Annotated in this window: 14 protein-coding genes and 1 tRNA gene; 3 read left to right on the forward strand and 12 right to left on the reverse strand. The window is 46.4% G+C overall.

Annotated features, from left to right (window positions below):
* Positions 1–85 precede the first annotated feature (85 nt).
* Positions 86–568: an SsrA-binding protein SmpB gene (gene smpB / locus EDC16_RS01405; protein WP_132964643.1), complete on the forward strand. Its 483-nt coding sequence runs from the start codon at positions 86–88 to the stop codon at positions 566–568.
* Between the two features lie 79 nt (positions 569–647).
* Here the strand turns inward: smpB and truB are convergent, their stop codons facing one another.
* The 9 genes from truB to EDC16_RS01445 form a co-directional block, all read right to left on the reverse strand.
* Complete coding sequence (gene truB, locus EDC16_RS01410; protein ID WP_132964645.1) at positions 648–1,574, reverse strand: tRNA pseudouridine(55) synthase TruB; 927 nt, start codon at positions 1,572–1,574, stop codon at positions 648–650.
* Between the two features lie 11 nt (positions 1,575–1,585).
* Positions 1,586–1,972: a 30S ribosome-binding factor RbfA gene (gene rbfA, locus EDC16_RS01415; protein WP_132964647.1), complete on the reverse strand. Its 387-nt coding sequence runs from the start codon at positions 1,970–1,972 to the stop codon at positions 1,586–1,588.
* A 218-nt stretch (positions 1,973–2,190) separates the two neighbouring features.
* Complete coding sequence (gene infB / locus EDC16_RS01420; protein WP_132964650.1) at positions 2,191–4,851, reverse strand: translation initiation factor IF-2; 2,661 nt, start codon at positions 4,849–4,851, stop codon at positions 2,191–2,193.
* 15 nt (positions 4,852–4,866) lie between these two features.
* A complete protein-coding gene (gene nusA, locus EDC16_RS01425) occupies positions 4,867–6,351 on the reverse strand; it encodes a transcription termination factor NusA (protein ID WP_132964652.1) in 1,485 nt (494 codons plus the stop codon).
* Between the two features lie 47 nt (positions 6,352–6,398).
* Positions 6,399–6,860 carry a ribosome maturation factor RimP gene (gene rimP / locus EDC16_RS01430; protein ID WP_132964654.1) on the reverse strand — a complete coding sequence of 154 codons (462 nt, stop codon included), beginning with the start codon at positions 6,858–6,860 and terminating at the stop codon, positions 6,399–6,401.
* A 240-nt stretch (positions 6,861–7,100) separates the two neighbouring features.
* Positions 7,101–7,177: transfer RNA gene (locus EDC16_RS01435), tRNA-Met, on the reverse strand.
* Positions 7,178–7,302: 125 nt separating this feature from the next.
* Positions 7,303–7,437, reverse strand: a complete 135-nt coding sequence (locus EDC16_RS12885; RefSeq protein ID WP_255296788.1) for a hypothetical protein — start codon at positions 7,435–7,437, stop codon at positions 7,303–7,305.
* Complete coding sequence (locus EDC16_RS01440) at positions 7,434–8,171, reverse strand: phosphotransferase (RefSeq protein WP_157330495.1); 738 nt, start codon at positions 8,169–8,171, stop codon at positions 7,434–7,436. Before EDC16_RS01440 ends, EDC16_RS12885 begins: the two co-directional genes overlap by 4 nt.
* Before the next feature lie 75 nt (positions 8,172–8,246).
* Positions 8,247–8,939 (reverse strand): hypothetical protein, encoded by a 693-nt coding sequence (locus tag EDC16_RS01445; protein ID WP_132964658.1) that lies wholly within the window; start codon positions 8,937–8,939, stop codon positions 8,247–8,249.
* A gap of 158 nt (positions 8,940–9,097) precedes the next feature.
* Between EDC16_RS01445 and EDC16_RS01450 the strand changes: the two genes are divergently transcribed.
* Positions 9,098–9,676 carry a YceB family lipoprotein gene (locus EDC16_RS01450; protein WP_132964660.1) on the forward strand — a complete coding sequence of 193 codons (579 nt, stop codon included), beginning with the start codon at positions 9,098–9,100 and terminating at the stop codon, positions 9,674–9,676.
* Positions 9,677–9,689: 13 nt separating this feature from the next.
* Here the strand turns inward: EDC16_RS01450 and nagK are convergent, their stop codons facing one another.
* Positions 9,690–10,607 (reverse strand): N-acetylglucosamine kinase, encoded by a 918-nt coding sequence (gene nagK, locus EDC16_RS01455; RefSeq protein ID WP_132964662.1) that lies wholly within the window; start codon positions 10,605–10,607, stop codon positions 9,690–9,692.
* Between the two features lie 204 nt (positions 10,608–10,811).
* On the opposite strand from nagK, the gene ribA reads away from it, so the two are divergent.
* Complete coding sequence (ribA, locus tag EDC16_RS01460) at positions 10,812–11,486, forward strand: GTP cyclohydrolase II (protein ID WP_132964664.1); 675 nt, start codon at positions 10,812–10,814, stop codon at positions 11,484–11,486.
* A gap of 85 nt (positions 11,487–11,571) precedes the next feature.
* Here the strand turns inward: ribA and EDC16_RS01465 are convergent, their stop codons facing one another.
* Positions 11,572–12,546 carry an NAD(P)-dependent oxidoreductase gene (locus EDC16_RS01465; RefSeq protein WP_208857760.1) on the reverse strand — a complete coding sequence of 325 codons (975 nt, stop codon included), beginning with the start codon at positions 12,544–12,546 and terminating at the stop codon, positions 11,572–11,574.
* A gap of 9 nt (positions 12,547–12,555) precedes the next feature.
* On the reverse strand, positions 12,556–14,121 hold the full coding sequence (locus EDC16_RS01470; RefSeq protein ID WP_157330497.1) for a peptide ABC transporter substrate-binding protein: 1,566 nt from the start codon (positions 14,119–14,121) through the stop codon (positions 12,556–12,558).
* Positions 14,122–14,196: the final 75 nt, after the last annotated feature.

Raw genomic sequence — 14,196 nt, forward strand, 5'->3', positions numbered from 1 at the left:
ATTGCGCATTTTCCTTTGTGCTTTGTCGACTTATTGATACAATTTGAACTACCATTTAACTAAATGACTTTGAAGCAGAAAAATAATGACCAAGAAAAAACCAAAAGTCGGTTCCAATACCATCGCACTCAATAAAAGAGCGCGCCACGATTACTTTATTGAAGAAGAGATCGAAGCTGGTTTGTCGCTGCAAGGCTGGGAAGTCAAATCAATGCGTGCCGGCAAGGCGAATATCAGTGACAGCTATGTGATTTTCAAAGACGGCGAAGCCTATCTGTTCGGTGCGATGATCACCCCGTTGAATGTTGCCTCTACCCATGTGGTCGCTGATCCGACACGTACCCGTAAATTACTGCTTAGCAAACGAGAGTTAGACAATCTGTTCGGCAAAGCCAACCGTGACGGATTCACCATCGTCGCCCTCTCCTTATATTGGAAAAATGCTTGGGCAAAAGTCAAAATAGGCTTGGCCAAAGGTAAAAAGCAACATGATAAGCGTGATGCGATCCAAGACAGAGAATGGCAGCGCACTAAAGAACGGATTATGAAACACAGTAACAGAGGTTAATTCGCTAACTTACGCAAAGATCAACGCCAAATCGGTAACCCAGATTTGGCTTTTTTATCGGTATCAAATTGAATTAGGGCTAGGCTGAAAACTGAGTCACCAGCCGTTTCGGGTGAATCACGCTGTATTCGTCCACTTCTGCCACCCCTAAAAAACACTGTTTATCGCTGTATAACCGCACTTGCCCTTGTAACTGTTGCGGATTGTCAAAACGCAGCCGCTGCCCGAAACTGATCGCTCGGGTCTGTTCTGGATTCAGATCAATTTTTGCCAAGTTTGCCACCGCAGTATCTGCCGCCAGCAAATGCTGATCCAATGAGCTCAACGCTTGCTGTTCCGCCAGTTGTTGCAGAGTTTGCAACGTCACCATCGACTGGGTCGGGTAATTCGCCACTGCACTGCGGTGCAACACGGTAACGTGTGCGCCACAGCCGAGAAATTCGCCCAGATCGTCAATCAAAGTACGAATATAAGTACCTTTTGAACAATGTACCTCAAGGGTTAAAAATGGCTCTTGATAATCAATAAATTCCAACTCAAAAATCGTAATCAGGCGGGCTTCGCGTTCGACTGTAATGCCGGCACGGGCATATTCATACAGCGGCTTGCCTTGGTGTTTCAAGGCCGAAAACATGGTAGGCACTTGCTGCAACTCACCACGAAAGTGCGGTAGCGCCGCCAGAATTTGCTCCAAACCGCACTTGACCTCACGCACGGCTACCACTTGCCCTTCGGCGTCTGAGGTGTCGGTGCGCTCCCCCAATTTTGCGGTGACACGATAGCGTTTATCCGCATCCAGCAGAAATTGGGAAAACTTGGTCGCTTCGCCCAAACAGATCGGCAACATTCCGGTTGCCAGCGGATCCAAAGCACCGGTATGCCCGGCTTTATTGGCTTGATACAGACGTTTGACTTTCTGCAACAGATCGTTGGAGCTCAAACCTTGTGGTTTATCGAGCAGCACGATCCCGTCAATGTCACGCCCTCGTTTTCTTGGTCTCGACACAATTTTTCCGTTTATTGACTATCATCTTTATGTTTGGCTTTGTCTTCATTCAACACTTGGCTGACTAAATTCGACATCCGCATTCCTTCGACCAACGAATTGTCGTATTCAAAACGCAATTCCGGCACAATCCGCAACCGCATCGCTTTGCCCAGTAATGAGCGAATATAGCCCGACGCCTGATGCAGTCCTTCCATACCGTTTTTTACTGCTTCCTGATCTTGATCGAACAAGAATGTGACAAATACTTTGGCGTACACCAAATCACGCGAAAGTTCTACATCAGACACTGTTACCATGCCGATACGCGGATCTTTCACTTCACGCTGTAAAATTATCGCGATCTCTTTTTTTATCTCTTGCGCCACTCGCTGCGAGCGGCTAAATTCTCTTGCCATTTTATTTTTCCTTTGTTTATGCAAAAGGCGATCTAATGATCGCCTCGGTTTCTTGACAAAGATATTTGATGAGGCAACGTAGGCGCGGATTATATATCCGCCCGAACTACATTTTATATTTCTCTGTTATTGATTAAGTGCTTAGACCGCACTTCGCAAGCGGGCGGATATATAATCCGCCCTACTTTTGTCATAACGCTCGTATTATTATGATACGATTAGATAGTGCGTTTAATCTCAATCGTTTCAAATACTTCGATTTGGTCACCAACGCGAACATCGTTGTAGTTTTTAACTCCGATACCGCACTCCATGCCGTTACGCACTTCGTTGACGTCATCTTTGAAGCGACGTAGTGATTCCAGCTCGCCTTCGTAGATCACCACGTTATCACGCAGAACCCGAATCGGATTATTACGTTTAACCACCCCTTCAGTGACCATACAACCGGCAATTGCGCCCAGTTTAGGTGATTTGAATACATCACGCACTTCTGCCAAGCCGATAATTTGTTGCTTGAATTCCGGCGCCAACATACCACTCATCGCGGCTTTCACTTCGTTGATCAAATCATAGATCACCGAGTAGTAACGCAAGTCGATATTTTCCGATTCCACTACACGGCGGGCAGAGGCATCGGCACGCACGTTGAAGCCAACCAGAATCGCATTCGACGCTGCCGCCAAGGTTGCATCGGTTTCTGAGATTCCACCGACACCGGAGCCGACAATTTTGACTTTCACTTCATCGGTTGACAGCTCGACTAAGGATTGGCAAATTGCTTCGACCGAACCTTGAACATCGGCTTTCACCACAATATTCACTTCGGCAACATCGCCTTCAGTCATGTTGGTAAACATATTTTCCAACTTGGCTTTTTGCTGACGAGCCAGTTTTACTTCACGGAATTTTCCTTGACGGTGTAATGCCACTTCGCGCGCTTTTTTCTCGTCACGCACTACCGTCGCTTCATCACCGGCTGATGGTACGCCGGAAAGCCCTAAAATTTCGACCGGAATAGATGGACCGGCTTCGGCGATTTCTTTACCGTTTTCATCACGCATCGCACGCACACGCCCGTATTCCAAACCGCACAGGACAATATCGCCACGACGCAAGGTACCGGATTGAATCAGCACGGTTGCAACCGGACCACGCCCTTTATCTAGATAGGACTCGATCACCACACCACTTGCCATGGCATCGGTAACTGCGGTCAATTCCAAGACCTCTGACTGCACCAAAATCGCATCCAACAACTCATCAATCCCCAAGCCTTTTTTGGCGGAAACATGGATAAATTGCGTATCGCCGCCCCACTCTTCGGAAATAACATCATATTGTGACAATTCATTTTTAACGCGATCCGGATCGGCTTCCGGTTTATCAATTTTATTCACCGCGACCACCAACGGCACTTTTGCCGCTTTAGCATGTTGAATCGCTTCGATGGTTTGTGGCATCACACCGTCATCAGCTGCCACCACCAACACCACGATATCCGTCGCTTTGGCACCGCGCGCCCGCATCGAAGTAAACGCAGCGTGTCCCGGTGTATCCAAGAAGGTGATCATGCCGTTATCAGTTTCAACATGATAAGCCCCGATATGTTGGGTAATTCCGCCCGCTTCACCGGAAGCCACTTTGGTTTTGCGGATATAGTCCAATAATGAGGTTTTACCATGGTCAACGTGTCCCATAATGGTCACCACCGGCGCACGGTTAACTTCCACCGCAGTGCTGTCACGATCACTGAGCAACGACTCTTCCAGTTCGTTCTCACGGCGCAACATCACTTTATGTCCCATTTCTTCCGCCACCAACTGTGCAGTCTCTTGATCGATCACCTGATTAATGGTCGCCATGGCGCCCATGCCCATCATGGTTTTGATCACTTCCGTGGCTTTCACCGCCATTTTTGCCGCCAATTCGCCAACCGTAATGGTTTCGCCAATGACAACCTCACGGTTAACCGGTTGTGCCGGTTTGGTGAACTCTTGTTGTAGCGAGCTGCCACGGCGTTGATTTTTGCCACCTTTGATGTTTTTCTGATTGCGACGATTAGCTTCGCGCTCAGTTTTGGTGCTTTTATCATCGTCACGACCGCCTTTTTTGGCTTTTTTCGCACGGCCACGGCCTTCTTTACGCAGCTCTTCCTCACTTTCCGCTTCTTGGGCGTAACGCGAAGTCAAATGCAGATCGGTGAAGCTTTCAGTTTTTGGTTGCTCTTCTTTATGATGAGCACTCGATTCCGCTAGCTTGCGCGCTTCTTCTGCGGCTTTACGCGCTTTCTCTTCTGCTTTTTGTTGTGCCAACGCTTCCGCTTTACGACGCAATTCTGCCTCTTGAGCTTTTAATTTCTCTTTTTCCGGATCGGCTTTTTTGCTCTCTTTGGCTTCAACCGCACTTTGCTCCGCTTTAGCGGCGGCATCTTGCCGTGCTTTCTGTTGCGCTTCACGTTTGGCTTTTTCTTCCGCTTCCCGTTTTGCTCGCAGTTCAGCTTCTGCTTTGGCTTTCTGTTCTGCTTCACGTTTTGCCGCAGCTTCTGCTTCCAGACGAGCTTGCTCTTCGGCTTTTTGTTTCGCGATATCCTCAGCAGATGTCGGAGTGAAGGTTCGTTTTTTCCGCACTTCTACCTGCACTTCCTTGTTTTTACCGCCGGAACCGGCGATTTTCAAGGTACTGCGCTCTTTTTTCTGTAGCGTTAATTTTTTTGGTTTAACGCCTTCGCCACTCAACGATTTCAACAACTGTCGTTCTTCTTCCGCCGTAATCGGGTCACTCTCAAGTTTTTTGATCCCGGCATCAGATAATTGTTTTAATAACTGTTCAAGCGGGGTGCTAATCTCATTAGCAAGCTGTTTAACTGTTTTACTCATCTATTCCCCCTCAATTTACTCTGCGCCAAACCAGCAGATATTTCTCGCTGCCATAATCAATGTTGCAGCTTTTTCTTCGCTTAATTCTTCGATATCGGATAAGTCATCAACGCTCTGCTCTGCCAGCTCTTCCAAATTGGTGATCCCTTTTTCAGCAAATTTAAAAGCTAAATGGCGATCCATACCGTCCAATTCCAGCAGTTCCGGCTGAATATTTGACTGCGACAATTTTTCTTGTTCGGTCAACGCAATTGTGGTCAGCGCACTTTTCGCACGGTCACGCAGTTCCTCGACCAAATCTTCATCCATGCCGTCAATTTCCATCAAATCATCGGTCGGCACATAGGCAATTTGCTCCAATGAGGTAAAGCCTTCATCGACCAACAACTCAGCAAAGTCTTCATCGATATCCAGATGTTGCACAAACAAATTCAATGATTTGCTGGTTTCTTGCTGATGTTTCTCACTCAACTCTTCCGAGGTCATCACATTTAATGTCCAGCCGGTCAATTGGGTTGCTAAGCGCACATTCTGTCCATTACGACCAATCGCTTGCGCTAAATTTGCCGACTCTACCGCAATGTCCATCGAATGTTTGTCTTCATCCACCACAATTGAGCTGACATCGGCTGGTGCCATCGCATTAATCACAAATTGCGCCGGATTGTCGTCCCATAATACGATATCGACACGCTCACCGCCCAATTCATTGGTGATCGCCTGCACACGAGCACCGCGCATACCGACACAAGCCCCGACCGGATCAATTCGGCGGTCATTGCTTTTCACCGCAATTTTAGCACGTGATCCCGGATCGCGAGCCGCACCTTTGATTTCAATCAGCTCTTCGCCGATTTCCGGCACTTCGATACGGAACAGTTCAATAATCATCTCCGGTTTAGCACGCGTAACAAACAGCTGTGCGCCTTTGGACTCCGGTTTAATTTGATACAACACACCACGCACCCGATCGCCCGGGCGGAAATTTTCACGTGGCAGCATATCTTCTTTCATAATCACGGCTTCCGCTTGGTTGCCCAAATCTAGTTGAATCACATCACGGCTGACTTTTTTCACCACGCCGGTGACAATTTCACCTTCTTGGCTACGGAACTGCTCCAGCACTTTGTTTCTTTCCGCTTCACGAATTTTACTGCTGATCACTTGGCGTGCGGTCTGCATCGTGATGCGGTCAAAAGCGATGGATTCGATTTCATCTTCAATGAATTCTCCCAACTGAATTTCAGGTTCTTCGTAACGCGCAGCTTCCAAAGTAATCTCTTTGGTCGGTGCCGTGACTTCTTCGACCACTAACCAACGGCGAAAGGTTTCAAAATCACCGGTTTTACGGTCGATCACCACACGCACATCGATATCCATTTCATGTTTTTTCTTGGTCGAAATTGCCAAAGCATTTTCCAACGCATCAAAAATCTTTTCACGCGGTAATAATCTTTCGTTAGATACGGCTTCGGCCGCTAATAAAATTTCTTTACTCATTTTCGCCTCTGTCTACATCACCGCACTTTGCCGTGCCATGATCAAAATTAATCTTCAAATTTATAAACAATATTGCCTTTTTGGATATTCCCAAAAGCAAATACTTGTGGCGTGCCATCCACTATCAGGGTAATCACATCGCCAGTAACATTCTCCAGTTTGCCGGTCCATTTACGGCGGTCCAACACCGGCACACGCAAATGTACGCTGACCTCTTGTCCGATAAAACGCTGATAATGCGCTAAACTGAACAGTGGTCTGTCCAATCCCGGAGATGACACTTCCAAATTATATTTGTCGGCGATCAAATCTTCGACATCCATAATCGCACTGACTTGGCGGCTGACATCGGCACAATCATCAACACTCACGCCACCGTCTTTATCAATATAGACTCGCACCGTCAGAAAGCGACCACTGCGTTGGCATTCAATGCCGACCAACTCACAATCCAGTGCCTCAATGGAATCCTGTACCAATTCCTGTATTTTTTGTTCCAATGTTGCCAAGACAACCCCCAATCAAGAAAACGATTTATTGAAAAATAAGATATAAAAAAAGGGCTGACAGCCCGTTTCAAAATAGTTCAGCCAAGGCTAAACAGTCAAAATTATTGCACAAAAAAACCCCATATCGGGGCTTTGTAGGCTAGAACCGGAAGCTGATGTTTTTGTTTTAAAACCGCTAAAACAAAGCACCCGTTGCGTTTTGGCTTTACATTGAAAGTTGAGCTGAAAGCAAATTTCAATTGGTTGCGGGGGCTGGATTTGAACCAACGACCTTCGGGTTATGAGCCCGACGAGCTACCAAGCTGCTCCACCCCGCGTCCGAAAATATGGGCGTATTGTAATGAGTTAAACCAGAAATAGCAAGTTTTCCGTCAACAAAAAAGCACTGAAGTCGAAATTCCGGCCGATTATTCATTCCACAATCATCAAAAGTGCGGTATCTTTAAAACCCGATGCCACCGGAAATCCCGATTTGACCGCCAATACCCATGCTACCTCCCCCAACACCACCGCTGATACTGCCACTGTTGCAAGCCGCCGATGCCAATGCCAACACTACAATTAGAATCCATTTCATTTGTTCACCTCATTGTCGCTGCTGTTGTTCTGCCAATACTCAAATACTTTTAAACCTGCCAGCAGATCTTTGCCGGCAATCGAGTAAAACGGTTTAAATAATGGATATAAAAAACGGTATTTATGTAATATCCGCAACGCATATTGCCAATTTTGCTCACTGTTTGCGTGCTGGCGATAGCTGGACACCGCACTTTCAACCATTTGCTGAGGCAAAGTGTTACGATAAAGATCGTGAATAAAAATAATCAAATCTCTGGCTTTATTCCACTGCAAACGGTCGATATTCAACTTTGATTCGAAATCAATAAACCGCACTTTGCCGTTTTCCCAGCCGATATCACGTGTTGCCGGACGACCATGCACCAGATCCAAAGCATGTAATTCTGCCAAAGCCATTGCGCAATCATTAATGATCTGCTGCTTTTGTTGTTGGTCACAGGCAGAATTTTGCAGCCATTGATCGACCGTTGCGCCAACATCTTTCAGCACCAAATAATCATCGTCCCACGCCACCAGCTCGGCACAAGGTGCCCCAACTTTATTCAGGTATTGCAGAGCCTGAATTTCTTGCGCCAGCGCCCGCTGCGGATTGGCTTTCAAAATACGCATAAATCCGGTATTTTTTTCCGCTTGCTTCAGCCAATATTTCTGATGGTCAACATCGAACGCCACTACTCGTTCACCTCGATTGGCACTTAACACTTGCGCAATAGTTTGCTGTAAATTTGTCATTATCATTTTTCAAAAAGACAAAGAGCGGTTGGCGCTCCGAACCGCTCTTTTATATTCCCATCCGGTTTAGATGAATTATTTTTGAATTAAACTCAGCAAAGCGACACGTTCGCCCTGTAGCTGACAATCCATATTGTAATACTGGTTGCCGTTCAAACGTACATCTGCGGTCAAGCGGCTGGTGCTGCCGGCTTTATTCGGTGAGCTGCGAAACACCCGTTTGGTCGATGCCACTTGTTGAATTTTGGCAATACACAAATAATTCAGCTTAGCATCGCCACCGGTTCTGATCGATCCAACCGAGCGATCCGCTGAATTGCTGCTCAACATCGCGGCTAATTTTTTGCCACTGGCATTCAATTCTTGCTGTTTTTTCGCCAGCGCTTCGGCCGACAATGACAAGGTATTACCGCTAGAATTTAACGCAGTGATCAATTTTCCAGCTGCATCAAATTCATAGCTCCCCTCGGCATCTTGTACCCCGTACAATTTTCCTGCTTTATAAAAAACTTTGCGCTCACCTTTTTCACCCTGCTGCAACACATAGCTCAGTGAACCACCATTGAAATAAGCTTTATACATCTCTTTATTCAATTGGTACTGAAAGCTGTTTTGATTAGCTGCCGCTTGCTCCAACTGAGCAAAAGACTGATTCAACACTGATTGAGCCGAGGTTGAACTTGTGCCGCTTTCATCGGTCAAATGACTACAAGCAGTCAATGCTAACACCGCAGACAGCACTGCTGTTTTTATAAGAGAGTTTTTCATAGAATTCCTTATTTTATTTGAAATGGATTCATTGAGAATCGCTTAATGAAAAATAGATTGATTCAAAACCAAGTGATTAAAATTTATTCACAAAATAGAGAAATTGCCTCATTCTATCGTTTTTTTTTACTGATTTAAACCTTCAAGGATGTTTTTTTATGCTTCAAATGCCTGTTATTCGTGTTCTGTTCATGCTGCTTTTTATGTTGCCGTTTGCCTTGCCGTTATCCGCTAATGCCAACAACATCGAGATCAGCGAGGCACAAATCAATCATTATTTAAGCCGGAAATTGGGCTTTAACGATCAATTTAATCTGCCCGGAATTATCAATATCCGCTATAAAGTCGATCAAATGCAGGCAAACGTCGGGCGCAACAACAGTAATAAAATCGAGCTGGACGGTGTTGTCAGTGCGGCATTTTCTTATAACAACCGGCAATTCGACAGTCGAATCAATTTGGTTTTTGATGTAGAACCCGAATATAACGCCGAGCAGGGTGCCGTTTATCTGAAAAACCTACGAATGTTACGCTGGTCGTCACAGCCGCAAAAATATGCCGACCAGCTGCAATTGATTATGCCGATGTTAAACAACACTGTGCAAACGCTGCTGAATCAATTTCCGGTGTACACTCTCGACAGCAACGATGCCACCCAAAATATGATTAAACAGATGGTAAAAAAATTGCGTGTCAGCGATGGCAAAATCGTATTGGAGACTTCAGCATTGTTGTAAATCTGTCTCGCTGCTAACGGCTCAAGAAGAGTGCCGCTGCGCCACGCACGCCGCCGGAGTCGCCATATTTAGCTTTTTTGATCACCGGTACTACCGCACTTCGCATCAAATGCGCCGGTAAGGCTTTCGGCAGTGCTTGATACAGATAATCAAAGTTAGACAAACCACCGCCCAGTACGATCATATCCGGATCCAACACCGTGATAATATTGCCAATGCTGATTGCGGTCAATTCAATAAACAGTTGTACAAAACTGACTGCCGTGGCATCGTTGGCATAAAAGCGTTCAATAATGGTTTTAGCCGGCAGCGCCTCACCTTTGAGATCACGATATAACATTTCAAAACCGCGTCCGGACAGGTAAGTATCCAAACAAGCGCGATTGCCACAACCGCACTCATAGATTGGGGCTTTATCCCAACCTAATAATTTTAAAGCATGGTAGTTGAGTTGAATGTGCCCCAATTCACCGGCCATACCGACATGACCGGCATGGGCTTTGCCGTTGAACACCAAGCCACCGCCAAAGCCAGTGCCCAAAATCAACCCCAACACAAACGGATATTGCTGATTCTCTTCCGCCCAAGCTTCGGAAATGGCAAAACAATTGGCATCATTTTCTGCCCTCACTTCGCGATCTAAACGCTGGCTCAAATCAAAAATAATCGGGCGATTATCCGCCGCACGAATATTGGTGATCTCCGCCAGTCCACTTTCACGATTGACAAATCCCGGAACCCCGATTCCCACGGTTCCCTTACAGTCAAAACGGCTGTCGGCACGCTCTACCAAGCCAGCAACCGCTTCAAGCCACTCATGGTAATCCTCTTTCGGGGTGTTGACCCGTTCACTGTGCAATTTTTCCAATTTTTGGTTAAAAACCGCCAATTCAATTTTGGTGCCGCCAATATCCAATCCGTAATAATACATAATCTACTCCGTTAACAATCATTGTTTAGATTCTAGCGAAAAACCGCCGTTATTTCTTTGACACATTGCACGGAATCGCAAAAAAAGGTGGAAAAATGCAAAAGGTGGTGCTGTCTATTGAATCCATTTAAAAAAAGAGACAAGCTTTAAGCCAAGTGCGGTTATACTGCCGTATATTAAATCAGCATAAAAAGGAAAAAAATAATGTCAAAAATTCAATTAGTCGCGGAAGCTCAGTTGCCGACTAAATTCGGTATTTTCCGGATGGTCGGTTTTGAATTTCCCGATACCCACAAAGAACACGCTGCTCTGGTGATGGGCGACATCAGCGACAGCGAACACAATCCGGTGCTGGCACGAATCCACTCCGAGTGTTTAACCGGTGATGCCTTGCATAGCCTGAAATGTGATTGTGGCTTCCAACTGGAAACCGCACTTCGCCAAATCAGTGAAGCCGGGCGCGGCGTACTGATTTATCACCGTGAAGAGGGGCGTGGGATCGGTTTGATTAATAAAATCAGAGCATATTCGCTACAAGATCAGGGACTGGATACCATCGAAGCCAATGAAGCACTGGGTTTTGCTGCCGATGAGCGCAATTTTGCGGTCTGTGCTGATATTTTCGAGCTGCTAGGCGTTAAGAAAGTGCGGTTGCTGACCAATAACCCCAACAAAATCGACACGATGCGCGAAGCGGGCATCAATGTGGTCGAGCGAGTGGCACTGAATGTTGGCGAAAACCGTTATAACACCGCTTACCTAAGCACTAAAGCCGAGAAAATGGGGCATTTGATTGTGCATAACCATGAGAATAAGGAGCATGACCAACATCAACACGGTGTTTGCTGTTCCTGCCAGCGCGAACAAATTAGCGAATAAGTTCAATTTTGAACTGCTGACAAATGGTGTTAACAATATTTTTGTAGGGCGTATTGCATACGCCCTATATGATATGTGAAATCGCTTAATTAACCCGATACACCGTTTTCTGCGGATCGTTCGGATACAACAAGCTATTGATCAGATTATCCACCGCACAACTCTGCATCGCGAAACGGGTTTCTGCGGTTGCCGAGCCGATGTGTGGCAGGCAGACAATATTGTCCAGAGTCAATAATGGCGAGTCTGTGGCAATCGGTTCTGATTGATAAACATCTAAGCCTGCCGCCAAAATTTGTTTGTTTTTTAACGCCCGATACAGCGCCTGCTCATCAACGGTATTGCCACGTCCAAGATTGATAAACACCGCACTTGGCTTCATCAGCGCGAATTGTTTTTCACCAATCAGATTTTGCGTTTCCATCGTTGACGGCAAAATATTGACCACAAAATCAGCACTGCTCAGCAGTTGATCCAGCTCAACACGCTGCGCTTGAAAAGTGCGGTCAACCTCCGGTTTATCATGGCGTGCGCTGTAGCTCACCTTCATATCAAACCCAAAATAAGCCCGTTTGGCTATTGCTTGTCCGATGCGCCCCATGCCTAAAATAGCCAGTGTTTTATGGTGCAAATCCACCCCAAAATAGCCGCTTTCGCTCTGCTTATGCCATTGTCCCTGTTTCACCACCGCATTGAGTTCACACACCCTTCGCGCTGCCGCCAGCATCAAGGCAAACGCCAAATCCGCTACCGTATCGTTCAACACATACGGCGTGTGGGTTAATGTGATTTGTCGGCGCTGTAATGCCGATAAATCATATTGATCATAACCGACCGAAATAGTGGAAGCGACTTTCAATAATGGCGCTTGTTGCAACAATGCCTCATCAACACGCAAACCCGTACCGATTATGCCGACCGCCGTTGCCAACTGTTGGCGCAATAACGGCATTGTTTCAGCAGACAGCTTCTCAACGATGACCAGTTGAAAATGCGCTTCCAGTTTGCGCAATAGTGCGTCCGGCAATTTGGCGTGAATGATCACAACGGGTTTCAACATGCTGCCTCCTTACTGTTCGGTTTGCTCGGGGTGTTGTTCTGATTGAGTCAGGCGGATTTTGCGGTACAAATCACGGCTATAAAGACTGCTAGTAGCTGCTGGGCTGGCATAGCCCGCCAAGTCAGATTTGATCAGATAGTAGTTATAATACTGAAACAGTGGTAATACCAGCTGCTCCTGGTTGATCACTTGCTCAATTTGTTGATAAATCTGCACCCGTTCGGCTTCTGTTACCGCACTTTCAACACTTTTTTGCAATAGCTCGTCCAGCTGTGGGTTGTGGTAAGCGACTTTGTTATTGGCGCTCCGGCTGTGGAAAATACTAAAAAAAGCCGAAGGATCAGGATAATCTGCACACCAACCGGAAGCAATCAAATCAAAATCCCCTTGCATACGCTGTTGCAACAATTGCTGACGTGTGACTGCCTGCGCCTGAATTTGAATTAAATCAGACTGTGACAACATCTGAATCAAGCGTTGCGCAAGTTGTGGGTGAATACCCTGCTGCTCATAAGTCAAACGCAAACGCAGTGGCTGACCGCCGTCCACACCTGCCTGTACCAGCAATTGTTCGGTTACTGTCGGCGCCCAGCTCTGCTCCGCCTGTTGTGACTGCATATCGCGTGGTAAAAATTTAGTATTGATCCGTCCGATATTTGCAATATCGCTATTGATTTCCGGCAGTGAGATCATCGCCGTCAATGCTTTACGCACCGCACTTTGCGCTAGCCGTGGATGACTAAAATTAAATTCGTAATAATAACTACAGAGTGTCGGCAGTGCCAATTGTTGCATCTGCGGCGGAGCAGGCTGTACATCCCCGGCTATTTGACGCACCAGATCATAGTGTGCCGGATTATCGCTGCTGTCGAGCGCATGGTAACTGACATTGCGAAACGAAACATTATCAGCATCCCAGTAAAATGGATTTTTTTCCAACAATAAATCCGTCGTGTGACGGTATAACAGATTATAAGCACCGTTGCTGACCAACGTGCCGTTGCTTTCGCCCTGATATTGCGGCAACAGCGCAACATGGCTTAACATTTGCGGTAGATAGGGCATCGGTTGCGATAAGGTGATTTGTAGCGTCTCGGCATCCAGCGCTTTAATGCCCAACATTTCGACACCATATTCTTTGCTCAACACTTTTTCCGCATTTTCAATCGCCATAAAGCGCAAATATTCGCTGAGTGGATTATCCGGTGCCTGCACTGCCAACGCATACCAACTCTGTACAAAATCCTGCGCCGTCAGCGGTTCTCCATTCGACCAACGCAACCCCGGTCTTAACTGAAAGGTCCAAATTTTATACTGTTGCTGCTGCCAAGATTGCGCCGCACCACCCTGCACTTTGCCATCTTGATCAATACGCACCAGGCCTTCATACAAATCCTGAATCAGTGGCAATTGTGAGTCATCAGATAACTGTTGTGGTTGTAAAGTAAAGCCGGAAACATAAAGCCCACGTTTTAATAGATAACGGCTTTGATCCGGCAGCTCAAGCGTACTTTGCGGTTGCTTGGTTTCAGGCGCAGGCGATTGCCAATCGCAACCGAAAAGTGAGATCAGCATTGATAAGCTGCCGAATAAAATAAGCAGCGGTTTGCAACAGCAGTAAAGTCTTCGCTTAAACCTATTCATCATTGA

This window comes from Testudinibacter aquarius, from assembly GCF_004342725.1.
Lineage (GTDB): Bacteria > Pseudomonadota > Gammaproteobacteria > Enterobacterales > Pasteurellaceae > Chelonobacter > Chelonobacter aquarius.